General features: G+C 72.6%; 13 protein-coding genes and 1 pseudogene. 7 read left to right on the top strand and 7 right to left on the bottom strand.

Annotation, left to right across the window (positions count from 1 at the left end; genetic code table 11):
* Window positions 1–334 precede the first annotated feature (334 nt).
* The 4 genes and pseudogenes from ACFW22_RS11660 to ACFW22_RS11645 form a co-directional block, all read left to right on the top strand.
* Window positions 335–601, top strand: a pseudogene (locus ACFW22_RS11660) (DUF6479 family protein); the annotation flags it as partial.
* A 187-nt stretch (window positions 602–788) separates the two neighbouring features.
* Window positions 789–1,397 carry a lipocalin family protein gene (locus tag ACFW22_RS11655; protein ID WP_386401793.1) on the top strand — a complete coding sequence of 203 codons (609 nt, stop codon included), beginning with the start codon at window positions 789–791 and terminating at the stop codon, window positions 1,395–1,397.
* 159 nt (window positions 1,398–1,556) lie between these two features.
* Window positions 1,557–2,726 carry a lycopene cyclase family protein gene (locus ACFW22_RS11650; protein WP_386401791.1) on the top strand — a complete coding sequence of 390 codons (1,170 nt, stop codon included), beginning with the start codon at window positions 1,557–1,559 and terminating at the stop codon, window positions 2,724–2,726.
* A 36-nt stretch (window positions 2,727–2,762) separates the two neighbouring features.
* Window positions 2,763–4,346 (top strand): FAD-dependent oxidoreductase, encoded by a 1,584-nt coding sequence (locus tag ACFW22_RS11645; RefSeq protein WP_386401789.1) that lies wholly within the window; start codon window positions 2,763–2,765, stop codon window positions 4,344–4,346.
* A 34-nt stretch (window positions 4,347–4,380) separates the two neighbouring features.
* On the opposite strand, the gene ACFW22_RS11640 is transcribed toward ACFW22_RS11645, so the two are convergent.
* From ACFW22_RS11640 to ACFW22_RS11620, 5 genes are read right to left on the bottom strand one after another with little or no spacing between them, the layout of a single operon-like run.
* Window positions 4,381–5,247 carry an oxygenase MpaB family protein gene (locus ACFW22_RS11640; protein ID WP_386401787.1) on the bottom strand — a complete coding sequence of 289 codons (867 nt, stop codon included), beginning with the start codon at window positions 5,245–5,247 and terminating at the stop codon, window positions 4,381–4,383.
* Between the two features lie 45 nt (window positions 5,248–5,292).
* Window positions 5,293–6,264, bottom strand: coding sequence for a DUF5914 domain-containing protein (locus tag ACFW22_RS11635; protein ID WP_386401918.1), 972 nt, complete (start codon window positions 6,262–6,264; stop codon window positions 5,293–5,295).
* A 47-nt stretch (window positions 6,265–6,311) separates the two neighbouring features.
* A complete protein-coding gene (locus ACFW22_RS11630; protein WP_386401785.1) occupies window positions 6,312–7,355 on the bottom strand; it encodes a phytoene/squalene synthase family protein in 1,044 nt (347 codons plus the stop codon).
* Window positions 7,352–8,908 carry a phytoene desaturase family protein gene (gene crtI, locus ACFW22_RS11625; protein ID WP_386401783.1) on the bottom strand — a complete coding sequence of 519 codons (1,557 nt, stop codon included), beginning with the start codon at window positions 8,906–8,908 and terminating at the stop codon, window positions 7,352–7,354. Before crtI ends, ACFW22_RS11630 begins: the two co-directional genes overlap by 4 nt.
* Window positions 8,905–10,074, bottom strand: a complete 1,170-nt coding sequence (locus tag ACFW22_RS11620) for a polyprenyl synthetase family protein (protein WP_386401781.1) — start codon at window positions 10,072–10,074, stop codon at window positions 8,905–8,907. The genes crtI and ACFW22_RS11620 overlap by 4 nt, the downstream gene beginning before the upstream one ends.
* Window positions 10,075–10,269: 195 nt before the next feature.
* Here ACFW22_RS11620 and ACFW22_RS11615 point away from each other — a divergent pair, with 195 nt between their 5' ends.
* Entirely contained in the window at window positions 10,270–10,977 is a 708-nt protein-coding gene (locus ACFW22_RS11615) for a class I SAM-dependent methyltransferase (RefSeq protein ID WP_386401779.1), read from the top strand.
* Between the two features lie 228 nt (window positions 10,978–11,205).
* Here ACFW22_RS11615 and ACFW22_RS11610 read toward each other — a convergent pair whose 3' ends face one another.
* Together ACFW22_RS11610 and ACFW22_RS11605 are read right to left on the bottom strand one after the other, a co-directional pair.
* A complete protein-coding gene (locus ACFW22_RS11610; protein ID WP_386401777.1) occupies window positions 11,206–12,462 on the bottom strand; it encodes an RNA polymerase sigma factor in 1,257 nt (418 codons plus the stop codon).
* Entirely contained in the window at window positions 12,459–12,827 is a 369-nt protein-coding gene (locus ACFW22_RS11605; protein ID WP_386401775.1) for a YciI family protein, read from the bottom strand. The genes ACFW22_RS11610 and ACFW22_RS11605 overlap by 4 nt, the downstream gene beginning before the upstream one ends.
* Before the next feature lie 200 nt (window positions 12,828–13,027).
* On the opposite strand from ACFW22_RS11605, the gene ACFW22_RS11600 reads away from it, so the two are divergent.
* Window positions 13,028–13,672, top strand: a complete 645-nt coding sequence (locus tag ACFW22_RS11600) for a dihydrofolate reductase family protein (RefSeq protein ID WP_386401773.1) — start codon at window positions 13,028–13,030, stop codon at window positions 13,670–13,672.
* Between the two features lie 604 nt (window positions 13,673–14,276).
* On the top strand, window positions 14,277–15,146 hold the full coding sequence (locus ACFW22_RS11595; protein ID WP_386401771.1) for a hypothetical protein: 870 nt from the start codon (window positions 14,277–14,279) through the stop codon (window positions 15,144–15,146).
* Window positions 15,147–15,150 lie beyond the last annotated feature (4 nt).

Raw genomic sequence — 15,150 nt, 5'->3', positions numbered from 1 at the left:
GTCCGGACCGGGCAGTGGGCGAAGCCCCGGAGCGCCTTCCGGAACCGGGGGCGCCCCCTCCGCGAGGGTGCCGAGAACGTCTCGCCCGGTCCTGCGAGACAGCCACCCGCCCGGCCGGAGCGGACGGTGGCGGGAACGCACGCCCACGACCGGCGACCGAGGACCGGCGGGCTTCCCTCCGATGCGGCCGGTGCTCCCGGGCCCGGTGACGTGGGCATGCTGGTCCGGCGACGTCAGCACGGCGGCCCGGTGCGGCCAATCGGGTGCTTTCGCCCCGATCGCTCATCCACGGCCGGCGGGCCCCCGGAAGGGGGAGTGACATGCAGCCCGTTCTGCGCCGGAGGTTCTCATGCACGTCGTGATCGGAGTTCTCGTCGTGGCGGTGTTGATCGCCGCCTTCGTCTTCGGATGCCGTGTACAGGAGGGCGTCACGCCCCCCGCTCCCCACGAGCATCCTCGCCGGCCCCTCACGGACCGCCCACCGGGGGAGACGTCGGAGCGCCGCCGACCGGTCGCCGTTCCCCGGCTCGACCGCGGTCAGCGGCTGCGACCGCACCAACTGCGCGGGCGCACGGAACGGATCTCCGCCGAGGAGCGCTGACGCCCGGCCACCGAGGCCCCGGCCGCTCCGTCGGCCCCGGGTGATCGCGCGGCCCGTCTGCGGAAGGGCAAGCCCAGCAGGAAGCCTTCGCGCGGATGTGCGGATCGAGTTGCTGCATCCGGCGGCGGGCGGGCCGCCGAATGCTCCTCGACCCCTTCCGGGAAACCGGGGAAGGAGCATCCGGACGATGCGTCAACGCCTGTCCGTCGCAGGGCGCACCACTGCCGTCACCGCCGCGGTGGCCGCCCTCGCCGCCCTCGGGCCGATGGCCCCCTCCGCGACGGCCCGAGACGGCCGGGACGTGCTCCCGGTCGGGTCCGTGGACCTCGCCCGCTACAGCGGAACCTGGCTGCAACTCGCCTCCGTGCCGAGACTGTTCGAGATCCAGTGCGCCAAGAACGTCAAAGCCGTGTACGCGGAGACGGCGCGGGGCACGGTTGCGGTGGCCAACAGCTGCACCACCTGGCTGGGCACCAGAAGCGGAATCGAGGGAGAGGCCAAGCCCCTCGACGCCGGTGGCGCGCGCCTCAACGTCTCCTTCGTGCCGGAGGGGGACGGCTACCGGCACGGCACCGAGGCGAACTACATCGTGGTCGGTCTCGGTGCCCACTACGAATGGGCCGTGGTGACCGACCGGGACCGCACCTCCGGCTTCGTCCTCTCCCGCACCCCGCGGCTCGACGCGGTTCGTACCGCCGAGGTGCTCCGGGCCGTCAGGCGTGCCGGACTCGACCCGCGCGACTTCCGCACGACCCGCCAGGACGGCGGCGATCCGGCCTGGAGCCTACGCCCCTGACCGACCGCGGCGGCGCCAGGAGGAGGGAGCGGGGCTTCCCCCTCCTGCAGTAGTCGGGAGTACTCCGGGCCGTTCCCGGGGTATTCCCCTGCGACCGCGTCCCGCGGCACCGGGAACGCCGTTCCTGCTGACCCGAGGACCCGAGAGGAGAGTGACCCCGTGCAGTGCGACGTCGTCGTCATCGGAGCCGGCGCAGCCGGTCTCTCCCTCGCATGGCGCCTGCTCGCCCCTCCGGCCGGCGTGGCCGCACCCGCGGTCGCCCTGGTCGACGCACCCCCGGGCCCGCTCCGCACCCCGCCGCGGACCTGGTGCTACTGGGAGCGGGGCGCCGGCGACTACGACCGCTTGCTGACCGCGTCATGGGGGCGGCTGCGACTCCACGCACCCGGTGGGCGGGCCCTCCACCGCGACCTGGGCGGGCTCCGCTACAAGATGCTCTCCTCCGACGCGTTCGCCCGGGGACTCCGGCCGAAGCTGACCGGGCTGCGCCGCGTCGAGGCCGTCGCCCGCGAGATCATCGACGGGCCCGACGGCGTCACCGTCATCTGCCGGGCCGCCGACGGTACCGAGCACCGCATCCGGGCCCGTTGGGCCTTCGACTCCCGGCCGCCGTCTCCGGCACCACCCGCCCGCGTCGGACTGCTCCAGCACTTCAAGGGGTGGTTCGTCCACACCGAACGCGCCTCCTTCGCCCCGGGCGCGGTCGACCTCATGGACTTCCGCACCGCGCAACCGTCGCACGGCCTTTCCTTCGGATACGTCCTGCCGCTCACCCCGCACCGCGCGCTGGTGGAGTACACCGAATTCAGTGCCGCTCCGCTCTCCGACGACTCCTACGACGAGGCCCTGCGCCACTACACCGGCTCCCTCCTGGGACTCCGGTCCTTCCACGTGCACGCCGTGGAGCAGGGACGCATCGCGATGACGGACGCCAGGCATCCGCGCCGGGCAGGGAGGAGCACCTTCCGGATCGGCAGCGCCGGCGGGGCGGTGAGACCGTCCACCGGGTACGCGTTCGCCGCCATCCAGCGCCAGACGAAGGCCGTGGCCTCCCTCGTGCACGCGGGGCGCGAGCCGCTCCCCCCGCCCGCCTACCCCCGGCGCTCCCTCGCGATGGACGCGATCCTCCTCCGAGGCATCGACACGGGCCGCATCTCCGGCCCCGACTTCTTCACCCGGCTCTTCGAAGAGGTCCCGGCCGAGCGTCTGCTGCGCTTCCTGGACGGCGGGACGGGACCACTCGATGAATTCCGCATCGGTCTGCACACCCCTGTCCTCACGATGCTCCGCACCACTGCGGAGCTCCCCTTACTCGGCCGTCGCACCTGAACCAACGGCACCCTCGTCACGAGAGAGAGCTTCCGCATGCGCTTCCTCCCTCCCGGCTCCACCCCGCGCGGGCGGGACCGCAAGGCCGTCATGCTCCCCGCCCACCAGGGGCGCAGCAGACCGCTGCCCGGTCGGCGACCGAGCTGTGCCGTCGTCGGAGGAGGGATCGCCGGGATCGCGGCGGCCACGATCCTCGCCGAACGGGGGGTCGACGTCACCCTCTACGAGCGGGAGCCCGTGCTCGGCGGGCGACTGGCGGGATGGTCGGAGGTGTTGAGCGACGGCTCGACGGTGACCATGAGCCGGGGATTCCACGCCTTCTTCCGTCAGTACTACAACCTCCGGGGGCTGCTCCGGCGCATCGACCCGGGCCTGGACCGACTCACCGGCCTTCCGGACTATCCGCTGCAGCACGGTTCGGGACTGTCCGACGGCTTCGCCAGGGTGCCCCGCACACCGCCCTGGAGCGCTCTCGGATTCGTCGCCCTCAGCCCCAGCTTCGGCTGGCGGGACCTGGCCCGCATGAACGCCCCCGCAGCGCTGCCCCTCCTCGACGTCAGCCTCCCCGAGGTCTACCACCGCTACGACGGGGTCAGCGCACGGGACTTCCTGAACGACATCCGTTTCCCGCCCGCCGCCCAACACCTCGCCTTCGAGGTGTTCTCCCGCAGCTTCTTCGCGGACCCCGACGAGCTTTCCGCCGCCGAGCTGGTCCTGATGTTCCACATCTATTTCCTCGGCTCTTCCGAAGGGTTGCTCTTCGACGTTCCCGACGAGCCCTACCCCCGGGCGCTGTGGAACCCCCTTGCCGACTATCTGCGGAGTCATGGGGTCCGCATCCTCCCGGGGACCGCCGTCGACCGGCTGGACCCGGCACCCGGCGGAGGCCACACGGTGTCTTCAGCCTCCGGCCCGCAGCAGGTCGACGCCCTCGTCCTCGCCGTGGACACGGACGGCCTGCGCTCGATCGCCTCGCGGTCCCCGATGCTGTGCGACGAGGACTGGCGCAACCGGGTCGCCTCGCTCCGGACGGCACCGCCCTTCCTGGTGTCGCGGCTCTGGCTCGACCGGCCCGTGCGCACGGACAGACCGGGTTTCCTCGGCACCAGCGGATACGGCCCCCTCGACAACGTCAGCGTGCTCGAACGCTGGGAGGGCGAAGCGGCCCGCTGGGCCGCCCGTACCCGCGGCTCGGTGGTCGAACTGCACGCGTACGCCCTCGATCCCGCCGCCGAACGGCACCGAACCGCAGCGGAACTGGTCGCGCAGTTGCACCGCGTCTACCCGGAGACCCGTGCGGCACGGATCGTCGACGAGCGGCACGAGTGGAGGTCGGACTGCCCCCTCTTCGTCGTCGGGGGCCATCACGACCGACCCACCGTCCGCACCCCCGACCCGACCGTCACCGTCGCCGGTGACCTGGTCCGCACGGAGCACCCCGTTGCCCTGATGGAGCGGGCCGCGACGACCGGATTCCTCGCCGCCAACGTGCACCTCCGCCGATGGGGCTTGCGGGGACAGACCCTGTGGACCGTGCCCGCCACGGGCCGCTCGGCCGCCCTCCGGCTGCTCTCCCGTGCGGGTGGGTCCGGACGGGAGGGCACCCGGAGCGCCCCCTGAACCGCCACTCGGGCCACGGACCGTCCCGTACCGTTCACCGGCGGGCCGTCCCGGGAAGCGGGGGCGTCGCCCAACGGATCGCCGACGTGACGGCCAGGCCGCCGGGGCGGGCGAAACGGAGGAGCAACCGGATGCGTCGCGGCACCGGAAGGAGTTCCCGGGCCCATGGCGGCAGCAGGTCCACGGCCGCCGTCGCCAGCAGCAGATAGGGAAGGCGCGCGGGCAGCGGCAGGGGAGGGGAGACCAAGAGGTACCGGGTCGTCTCCGCCGACTCGACCGTCGCCCCCAGCTCGCGGCGACGGCTCCTGAGCGAGGCGACCAGGGCGTCGAGGGTCAGCGGCGGGTCCTCGACGCCCAGCCGCACGGCGACCGATGCCATGTCCGCGACGTACCCGTCCGCTTGGCGGCCGGTCAGCGGGGACCGGCCGTAGCGCCGGTGGGCCTCCAGGAAGCAGTAGGTCTCGGCGATGTGGACCCAGGAGAGCAACGAGGGGTCGGAAGCGCGGTAGGGCACCCCGTCGGACGTGTGCCCCACCACCCGCGCGTGGACCCTTCGCACCCGCTCCACCGCCCGCTCGGCGTCGTGCGCCGTCCCGAAGGTGGTCTCCGCCAGGAAGGTGCTCGTTCGCTGGAGACGGCCCCACGGATCGCCGCGGAAGCCCGAATGCGCCCAGACGGCTGCCATCGCGACGGGGTGCAGCGACTGCAGCAGGAGTGCGGCGAGCCCCCCGACGTACAGGGAGGCGTCGGCGTGCACGATCCGCACCGGCCGGTCCGGAGCGAACCAGCGGGGTCCCGGGGTCCCGTGGATCCGGGCCCGCTTCTGATGGGCCGTCGGGCCGGCCACGCGCCGCAGCAGCGCGTCACCCGCCTTCGTCCGCAGCCTCCTGATCAGGGGCACGGGGCGGAACTCCTTTCGGTGGATCGGACGGGGGTCGGTCGAGGCCTACCCCGGGAAGCGGCCCGTGCTGCGGAGCAGCCAACGCCGTTCCGCATAGGCGAGGTCGTCCCGCCACAGGCGTCCGGCCGCGGACCGCATCGCGGGCCGGAGCAAGGGTGCGAGGAGTCGAGCCGCTGCGAACCCGGGACGGTCCGACGCCGCCATCACCGCCTCCACCACGGCGGTGCGCGGGCGGGCGGAGCCGGCGGGAGCGAGCGGTGTGGCATGGGTCTCCACGACGGATCCGGCTCCTTCTCCTTCCACGATGCGCATCGTGACCGTCCGCGGTTCCGGTGCGGTGAAGACCGCGGTCACCGGCACCACCGCGCGGCCCGCGACCTTGAACGACACCCTGACGAACAGGGCGTCCTCCTCGTCCCCCGCCCTGCCCGCGGAGTCGTCGAGGACCTCGAGGTCCACGAAGGAGTAGGGGTGCAGCCAGGCCCCGTGCCAGGGATCGAGGCGGTTGGCCACGACGTCCTGGGGCTCGCAGGTTCCCACCCCGGTGTACACGGCGGAGACCGCGCCCGCGGCAGACGGCCGCGGTGGCACCACGGGGCGCTCGGTCGGGTCCTCCCCACCGACGCGGTCCAGCCTGACCCAGACCAGCACGCCGTCGTCGAAGGTCGGCCAGGGCTCCCACCCGGCGAAGGAGGAGCCGTCCAGGGCCAGACCGTGCCAGTGGCAGATGAGGGTTCCGCACCGCACCGCACCGTCCTTCAGCGGCGCCCCCAGGTGGGGACAGACGCCCGATCCCGCACGGACCCGGCCCCGACCGTCGCGCCAGAGCACCACCTCCGTGCCCGCCACGGTCCGGCCCGCCGGCCGGTCGGGTCGGACCTCCCGGCTCGCCCCGACGACGAACCAGTTTCCCGAGCGCCGTGCCGTGGCACGCTCCAGCGCGCCGGCGATGGCGGCGGGGCGGGCCTGCCGCCACGTCGACCGTTGGTCTTCCCAGGCCACGGCGTGGCGCCGCATCCGCAAGGGCAAGCGGGAACGGTTCGTCCCCGAGCGGTCCCCACTGCTCACCTGACGTCGCCCCTCGTGTAGTCGCCCTTGTTCCTCCTCCGCCCGGGAGCGGCCGGACGGTGCCCGGCCGCAGGAGCGGCGCCGTCCGAGGCGGGGCCCCCGCGCGGACCCCGCCGCTTCGTGCGCGCCGTCCAGGCGTGGGTGAAGCCGAGCAGGGCGAGGGCCGCCCTGCGGCGCTTTCCGACGACGGCCCGCCGGTGCACGACGGCGAAGCCCTGTTCCTCGATGACGTCCAGGATCTCCCGGTACAACAAGAAGGCCGTCCGCACACAGGGCGCCGACACGGGGTCCAGCAGGGCGATCCCGGGCTCGGCCTCCCGGTACACGTCCCGGGTGAGGGCGCCTGCGGCCCGCAGGGCCGCCGTGATGCGCCGGTCACGGCACCCGGTCAACCGGCTCCACTGCAGCAGCTCCCGGTCCACGCCCGAGGCCGCGAGCAGCTCGGCCGGCAGATAGACCCTGCCGCGGTCCAGGTCCTCCCCCACGTCGCGGATGAAGTTCGTCAGTTGGAAGGCGATGCCGAGCGCGGCAGCGTACGGTTCGGCCTCCTCCCGTGGGACGACGGTCCCCAGGACCGGCACCATCTGCAGTCCGATGACGGCCGCTGAGCCGTGCATGTACCCGCACAGGTCGCCGTACGTCGGGTAGTCCCGCACGAAGAGGTCACTGCGCATGGAGCCCAGGAAGTCGTCGAAGTGCCGCGGTGCAATGGCGTACCGGGCCCGGGCGTCCGCCGCTGCCGCCACGGAGGGTTCGGTCACCGGCTCCCCGCGCAGCGCACCGTGCCACTGGGCCTCCAGCGCGTCCAGCGCGCGCGCCCGCTCGGTCGGGGAGGCGTCGCCCAGGTCATCGACGATGTCGTCCGCGTGCCGGGCGAACCCGTACAGGGCGTGGACCGCACTGCGCCGGTCGAGCGGAAGGAGCCGGGTCGCCAGGAAGTACGTCCTGCCGTGGCGCGCGTTGAGCCTGCGGCACGTTTCGTACGCCCTCCGGAGCGAGGGGTCGGACACGCCCGCCGCGTCGAGCTCGCGCGCCGTCATCGGGCACCCCGCCGGAGGGCGACCGTTCCGGTGGCCCGTCCGTCCCTGCCGGAGGCCCGGCGTGCGGATCCGACCGGTGGACCGGTGATGCGTTGCGCCGCCAGTTTTCCGGAGATCAGCACCGGAGGGACGCCGACCCCCGGAGTCGTTCCACAGCCTGCGAGCACGGCGTTCTCGGTGCCCCGGACGAGGTTGCGCGGGCGGAACGGACCCGTTTGGGCGAACGTGTGGGACACGGAGAAGGGCGTGCCCACGCTGTGCCCCTGGGCCGTCCAGTCCGCCGGAGTCACCAGGGTCTCCTCGTCGATCGCCCCTCCGAACCCGTGCAGGCCCCTCCGTTCGAGCTCGTCCACCAGGGCGTCCCGGTAGGCCGGCCCCAGTTCGCCCCAGTGCGCCGGGCCGGGACCGATCGCGGTGTTCGGGCACGGTGCGAGGACGTAGTGGAGGTGCCGGCCGGCCGGAGCGAGCGAAGGGTCGGTCGCCGTGGGCCGGGTGATGAGGAGCGACGGATCGCTCATCAGCTCACCCGTCCTGGTGATCTCGTCGAACGTCCGTGACCAGGCAGCCCCGAACGAGAGGGTGTGGTGTTCGAGCACCGGCCAGGTGCGATTCGTGCCCGCATGCAGGATCACGGCGCTGGGGGAGTGCCGCATCCTGCCGGGACGACGGGGGGTGCGCCCCAAGAGCCGGTAGGAGAAGGGGAGTTCCGGAGTGAGGACGACGGCGTCGCACGGGATCCGCCCGTGCTCCGTCAGCACCGCGGTGATGCGGGCGCCCGACCGTTCCAGTCCGCTGACCCGCTCCGAGTAGCGCAGGCTGGCTCCGGCGCGCTCGGCCGCCGCGGCCATGGCCGCCGGTACCGCGTGCATTCCGCCACGGGGGAAGTACACCCCGGCCACCGTGTCCATGTAGGCGATCACCGCGTACGCCGCCAGCGCCCGCGAGGGCGGGACACCGGCGTACAGGGACTGGAAGGAGAAGACGCGCCGCAGCCGTTCGTCCGTCAGGAACTCCCCGATGGCCCGGTCGAGGCGGCCCAGTCCACCGAGCGCGGCGAGCCGGGCCAGGTCCGGGTGGACCAACTGCGCCGGAGAATCGAAGTTCGCGTCGATGAACCGCCGCTTCTGGACCGCGTACAGCTTGCTCAGCCAGTCCCGCATCCTGAGGTAGCCCTGGGCTTCCCGCGCCCCGGCGAACCGCTCCACCTCATCGGCCATGGCGTCGCTGTCCGTATGGACGTCGACGCGGCTCCCGTCCCAGAACAACGCACGGTACGCCGGGTGCAGCGGAACGAGTTCCACCCGGTCGCGCAGCGACTCGCCCACGGCGTGGAACGCCTCGTCCAGGAGGTCGGGCATCGTCAGGACGGTGGGCCCCGTGTCCACGCGGTACCCGCCGAGGTCCAAGCGCCCGGCCCGGCCGCCGGGGCGGGCGTCCCGCTCGACGAGCGTCACCCTCCGCCCCGCGCCCAACAGGTGCAGGGCCGCCGACAGGCCGGCGAAACCGGCCCCCACGACGACCACGTGGTCCGTCCTGCCCGGAACCCTCCTCATCGGACGCCCCCCGTCACCGCGGGAACGCGTCGAGGAGTCCCCGCCCGCTGTCCGGAATCCGTGCCGGCGGCCGGCACGACCCCTCCGGCATCGAGGAGCAGCCGCGCCATCCGTTCGGTCGGCTCCGGGGCCAGCGCCGCGGCCCGGAGCGTGCTCACCGCACGCCCGCACAAGTCCTCCACCCGTGCCGTGACGTACGCCCGGGCCCCGTGGGCGGCGAGCAGGTCGACCACCCGGTGCAGCTCCCCGTCCGTCGCGTCCGGGGAACCGACGACGGACTCCAGCAGGCGGAGCCCCTCGGAGTCGCCCCGCCGGACGCACAGCGCGCGTCCCACGGCCATGAGGTACGTCGCCTTGCCCTCCCTGAGGTCCTCACCGGCCGGTTTGCCGGTCTTCCGCGGATCGCCGAAGACGCCCTGCACGTCGTCGTGGAGCTGGAAGGCGAGTCCCGCGCACAGCCCGGCCCGTCGCAGCGCCCCGACCGTCCGCTCATCCGCACCGGCCAACCGGGCCCCGAGGACGAGCGGGTGCACCGCGGAATACTGCGCCGTCTTCAGGACGGCGGTCCGCACCGCACGCCTGCGCGACCTGGCGTCGATGGCCTGGGCGTGCAGGTCCAGATACTGCCCGGCCACCATCTCGGTCCGCAGGGCGCGCCACTGGTCACCGAGTTCGGCCGCGTGCGGGGTCCTGAGCAGCGCCTCCGTGAACGCATCGTCCGCCCAGGCCAGCGCTAGGTCCCCGGCCAGGATCGCGGCGGATCCGCCGAAGGTCCCGAAGGGACGGGGACGCCCGCCCGTCCCGTACTGGCGGTCGAGCGCCACGTGGACGGCCGGACCGCCCCTGCGGAAGGAGGACCCGTCCATGACGTCGTCCTGGATGAGGGCGCAGGTCTGGATCAGTTCGACGGCGGCCCCGGCCCGGAGGGCGGCCCCGGTCTCGTCCGCACCTCCTCCGCAGGCCCGCATGGACCACCACAGCAGCTGCGACCTGCGGCGCCGGCCCCCGGTCGCGGTGAAGGCCGCCACGCGCCGGGCGATGTCCGCGGCAAAGGTCCCTTCCACGGCCCGGGCCTCGTCGAGGCGCCGTCGAAGCACGTCGTCGAGCACGAGGTCCAGGGCCGCCGGGACGTCCCGGTCGACGGTCGGCGGATCGAGAGTGTGCATGTGTGTTCCCTTGCTGCCGAGCGGGGGCAGTACGGTCGTCACTTCATTCGGTACCGCTCCGACCCGTGGATGCAGCCTTCCTTGGGCCGTTCGTGCGAAGGTCGCACCGGAGCGGGACGACCTGCCGCCGGTCCCCCTCGCCACGACCGGCGTAGTGCGGGAGGCTGGGGAGGGGTTCCCGACGAAGGGCTGCACATGGACCTGTTGCGTGACGCCGAGCTCGCCGCCGCGTTCGACCACGCGTCGGGGACGTACGACCACATGACGTCCACCAGCCCGGGGTACTACGCCCACCTGGTCCGGTCGGCCCGGCGCCTGGGCCTCCCCGGACGGGGAGCAGGACTGTCCCTGTTGGACCTGGGATGCGGCACCGGCACCTCCACTGCGGCGCTGCTGCAGGCCGCCCCCCTGGCGACCGTCACCGGTGTCGACGCCTCGGCCGGGATGCTCGCACGGGCCCGGGGCAAGACCTGGCCGGAGCGGGTCTCCTTCGTGCACGCGCCGGTCGAGCGGATGGACGAGGTCGAGGCGAGGGGCCCGTACGATGCGGTCTTCGCCGCCTACCTCCTGCGCAACGTGGCAGATCCCGATGCCGTGTTGCGGGACGTCCACCGACTGCTCCGCCCCGGGGGACGCCTGGCCGTCCACGAGTACAGCCTCAGCGGCCGGGCCACGCACCGGCTCCTCTGGGCAGCGGTCATGAAGGGGTTCGTACGGCCCTGGGCACGCCTGCACGGGGACGCGGCCCTCTACGCACACCTGCACCGCAGCGTCCTGGACTTCGACACCGCGGACGCCTTCACCGACAGGCTGTACCGCGCCGGATTCGCCGCCGTGCGCCGTCTGCCCCTGCCCGGATGGCAGACCGGCATCACCCACACCTTCGTCGCGGCGCGTCCGTGACGTACCTCCTGCCAAGCCCCTGGGCCCGTTGCTCGGGACACGTCCCCCGGCTGGTGAATACGCAGAGTGATGACCGGGAAGAAGGCTCTTCCCTTGCTCCCTGTCGTCCCTGCCGGTTTCAGACTGACTGGCCGATGGAGGACGGCGGCGGACGACGGGGGATGGTTGTTCGCCCGTCCACCGGTTGGGGGGCATGGTCCCATCCCGACCGGGGTGGCGCGGGACGGGTCAACCGGAGGCGGGACGTGTCGCCAGTCGGGCGGCGCGGGTTTCCAGGTAGCGGCGCTCGGCCAGGCTGGTGGTGCCGCGTGCGGCGCGCTGATAGTACTCCCGGGCTGTCGGATGGTCGCCGGCCGTCTCCAGCAGGTGTGCACGGACCGCGTGCAGCCGGTGGTGATCGGTGATCCGGTCGTCCGCGGCCAGCTCGTCCAGCAGGGCCAGGCCGGCCCGCGGTCCGTCGATCATGGCGACCGCCACCGCCCGGTTCAGGCTGGCCATGGGGTTCGGCGAGAGCCGCTCCAGGATCTTGTACAGCGTGTTGATCTGACGCCAGTCGGTCTCGCCGGTGCTGGGCGCCTCGTCGTGCAGCGCGGCGATGGCGGCCTGCAGCTGATAGGGGCCGAGTGTCGAGCGGGCCATCGCGTCAGTGACCAGCGCGACGCCCTCGGCGATGCGACCGCGGTCCCAGCGCGAGCGGTCCTGCTCGTCGAGCGGGATCAGCTCGCCCTGCGGGCCGGTGCGGGCGGCCCGGCGGGCGTCGGTGAGCAGCATCAGGGCCAGCAGGCCGGCCACCGCGCCGTCATCCGGCAGCAGCCGGTGCAGCAGGCGGGTCAGCCGGATCGCCTCGGCGGCCAGGTCGTCGCGCCGCAGCCGGTCTCCGGAGCTGGCGGTGTAGCCCTCGTTGAAGATCACGTACAGCACGTGCAGGACGACCCGCAGTCGTTCCGCCCGATCCTGCCCGACCGGCATGGTGAACTCGCTGCCGACGGCCCTGATCCGCTGCTTGGCCCGGCTGATCCGGGCCGCCATGGTCGGTTCCGGCACGAAGTAGGCGCGTGCGATCTCCGCAGTGGTCAGCCCGCCGACCGCGCGCAGCGTCAGTGCGACCTGCGAGGCCGGGCTCAGCGCCGGGTGGCAGCACAGGAAGAGCAGGGTGAGCGTGTCGTCCCGGTTGGCCGGGGCGTCCTCGCCGGGGCCGGGCGACGTCGGATCCGGCTCCCGGGCGGCCACCTCGTCCTCGCGTCGGCGCCGGGCCCGCTCGCTGCGGATCTGGTCGACCAGGCGGCGGCCGGCGACCGTGGTCAGCCAGCCGCGCGGGTTGTCCGGGACGCCCTCGGTCGGCCAGCGCGTCGCCGCGGCGAGCAGCGCCTCCTGCACGGCGTCCTCGCTCAGCTCGAACTGCCCGTATCGGCGCACCAGCGCGCCGAGGACCTGCGGCGCGAGCGCGCGCAGCAGGCCCTCGATGGTGGCGCGGTCGGCGCTCACGCAGTCGGGCCTCCGGAGAAGATCACCTGGCGGATCTCGATGCCCAGGCCGTTGAACCGGGCGTCCGGGATCATCGCGGCCAGCTCCAGCGCGCGGTCCCTGTCGGCGACGTCGACCAGGTAGTAGCCGCCCAGGAACTCCTTGGCCTCCAGGTAGGGGCCATCGGTGACGACCGGCACACCGTCGCGGACGCGGACCACCGAGCTCTGGGACGGGTCGGCCAGCGCCTCGGTGCTGATCATCTCGCCGGACTCGCGGAGCGTCTTCATGAACTCGCTGTGGCCTTCCATGATCTCCTGGCGCTCGGCCTCGGTCAGTTCCTCCATGATGGCCGGGTTGATGTGCATGATCAGCAGGAACTTCATGTCCGACTCCTCACCGTCGTGGCGCCCGGTCGGGCCCCGTCACGGGGTGGTCGTCGCGGGCCGACCGCTCTTGACATGCCGGCGGCGGTTTCAGCAGATCAGATGATTCTGCCGGTACGGGTCAAGATCCGTCGATCGGCTCCGACCGCACGGTGACGATCCACGTCTCACCATCGTTATCGCTCTCACAGGAGGAACGCGTGGCTCAGCTACTGAGAGTCCAGAACTTCAACGTCTCGCGTGACGGAATCGGTGCCGGTGCGGACCAGACCGTCGAGCGGCCATTCGGTCACGTCGAGCCCGAGAGGCTGTTCGCCTGGGCCGGCGCCACTGCGAGTTGGCCCATGCGCACCGCCCCCGGGGGCAGCCGGGGGCTCGACGACTACCTCACGCGGGACTACGCCCACAACATCGGCGCCGAAATCATGGGCCGGAACAAGTTCGGTCCCCAGCGCGGGCCCTGGCACGACCACGAGTGGCGCGGCTGGTGGGGTGACGAGCCCCCGTTCCGCACTCCGGTGTTCGTCATGACCCACTACGAGCGTCCTTCGTTCACGCTCTCCGACACCACGTTCCACTTCGTCGACGGTGACCCTGCCACGGTCCTCGAACAGGCACGGGAAGCGGCGCAGGGCAAGGACGTCCGACTCGGCGGCGGGGCCACCACCATCCGCCAGTTCCTCGACGCCGACCTCGTCGACACCCTGCACGTGGCGGTCTCGCCGGTGGAGTTCGGGTCCGGAGTACGACTCTGGGAGTCCCCTGATGAACTGCTCGACCGGTTCCACCTGGAGGTCGTTCCCAGCCCGAGCGGGGTGACGCACCACCTGTTCTGGCGAAAGTGACCGGACCTCACGGCCGACCCCGGGCGGCTGTTGTGCCTCCCGGGGCGGCCGTGAGGCGAGCCGTCGAGCGATGGTTGCCCGGCGTTATTTGTCGGGCTGCGGCAGCTGCACGAGAACCGGGCCGTGAAGGGAAGGGACCGCCGGTCGCATCGTTGAGGACACTGAGGATGCGGGGAGAGGCCCGGGTGCTCGGGCAGGGCCGGTGGGACGGCCGGGAGCCGGTCGGCGGGGCCAGTGAGGGTCTTCCGGGTGATCGCGAGGTGTTCGAGGCGGGTTTCTGCCTCCCGCGAAGCACCGACGAAAGGTGCCTCGTCCCTGTGACGGAAGCCGCTGGTGGCGGGGCACCTTTCGTGGTTCGTCCGGACCTCCTCCCGGGGTCGCTGCTCGATCGCGGGAAGCGAGCGCTTTGCCCCCCTTGATCACGTCGGTGTGCCCAGGTGCATGATGTGCCTGGACAGAGGGGGGACGCATGACGCAGACCGCGCCGCCGCAATGGGGGCTGACACCGCCGGGGGCTCCTGGGAATCCGGGTGCGCCGCCGCAGGGGTTCATGCCCGTGCGGCCTCCGGACGGCGGGAACGCTGCGGTGTTCACCGTCGGGGCTGTGGCAATCGGGGCTGAGACCGTGCTCGCCGCGCTGGTCGCCGTCCTGTACCGCTTGCAGTTCGAGTACCACGGAGGCGAAGGCGGCCTGGGATGGCTGTTCGGCACCGTATTCGCGCTCGTGCTGCTGGCAGTCGTTTCGACGATCGCAGGGCTGGCCGGTTCGGCGATGGCGGTGCTTCCCCTGGTCCTCCTCGGGCGTGTGGTGGCCCGCCGTACGGGGCGGCGCGACAGCTGGCAGCTCACCCTGGCCACTGTCGCGGTCATTGCCGCCGCCCTGGCGCTGCTCATCGGCTCCTGGATGCTCCTGTCCGGCTTCGACGGCCCCGGCGACCTGCTTGTTTATCCCGTCCTTGCCCTCAGCCTCATCGTCGGGCTGGCACCCGCGACCCTGTGCGCCCGGGCGGCGGGGAACCCCGGAAAGCCCGGGGCCCGATGGCGGGTGCTCGGGGGCGTGGCGCTGGGCGGTCTGGGGCTGCTCGCGGTGACGCTTGCGGTCGGGGCCGCGGCGTACGGCTCGGGGGTCCTCAAGATCTACGAACCGCCCCGGCTCACTGAAGCCGACATGGTCGGCACCTGGACGGACGGCGACGGCGGAAGCCTCCGCTTCGAGGCGGACGGCACGGTGACGGCGAGGGGCGTCAAGGAGTACGAGGCCACGGGTGAGCAGTCCGGTGCCTCCCACTGCACCGGGAAATGGCAGCTGACCGAGAACGACGGTGTCGATCGGCCGTTCGAGCTCCGCATCGCGGACTGCGAGAGCCTGCGCTTCGGCTGGGACATCGGTGGTACGGAGGAACACCCGACGGTCTTCATCTGGATCGGCGAGCCGGATTCGGGTGAGCGGTACATCCTTACGCGGCAGCGGTAAGCCA

Origin of the sequence: Streptomyces sp. NPDC058872 (assembly GCF_042743065.1) — a bacterium.
Classification (GTDB): Bacteria; Actinomycetota; Actinomycetes; order Streptomycetales; family Streptomycetaceae; genus Streptomyces.
This window is presented reverse-complemented; position numbering and strand designations above follow the sequence as displayed.

What these genes read in the sequence shown, in the direction of transcription:
- ACFW22_RS11655 (WP_386401793.1), top strand. Translation starts at nt 789, where the DNA reads ATGCGTCAACGCCTGTCCGTCGCAGGGCGCACCACTGCCGTCACCGCC.
- ACFW22_RS11645 (WP_386401789.1), top strand. Translation starts at nt 2,763, where the DNA reads ATGCGCTTCCTCCCTCCCGGCTCCACCCCGCGCGGGCGGGACCGCAAG.
- ACFW22_RS11635 (WP_386401918.1), bottom strand. Translation starts at nt 6,264, where the DNA reads ATGCGGCGCCACGCCGTGGCCTGGGAAGACCAACGGTCGACGTGGCGG.
- ACFW22_RS11630 (WP_386401785.1), bottom strand. Translation starts at nt 7,355, where the DNA reads ATGACGGCGCGCGAGCTCGACGCGGCGGGCGTGTCCGACCCCTCGCTC.
- crtI (WP_386401783.1), bottom strand. Translation starts at nt 8,908, where the DNA reads ATGAGGAGGGTTCCGGGCAGGACGGACCACGTGGTCGTCGTGGGGGCC.
- ACFW22_RS11620 (WP_386401781.1), bottom strand. Translation starts at nt 10,074, where the DNA reads ATGCACACTCTCGATCCGCCGACCGTCGACCGGGACGTCCCGGCGGCC.
- ACFW22_RS11615 (WP_386401779.1), top strand. Translation starts at nt 10,270, where the DNA reads ATGGACCTGTTGCGTGACGCCGAGCTCGCCGCCGCGTTCGACCACGCG.
- ACFW22_RS11605 (WP_386401775.1), bottom strand. Translation starts at nt 12,827, where the DNA reads ATGAAGTTCCTGCTGATCATGCACATCAACCCGGCCATCATGGAGGAA.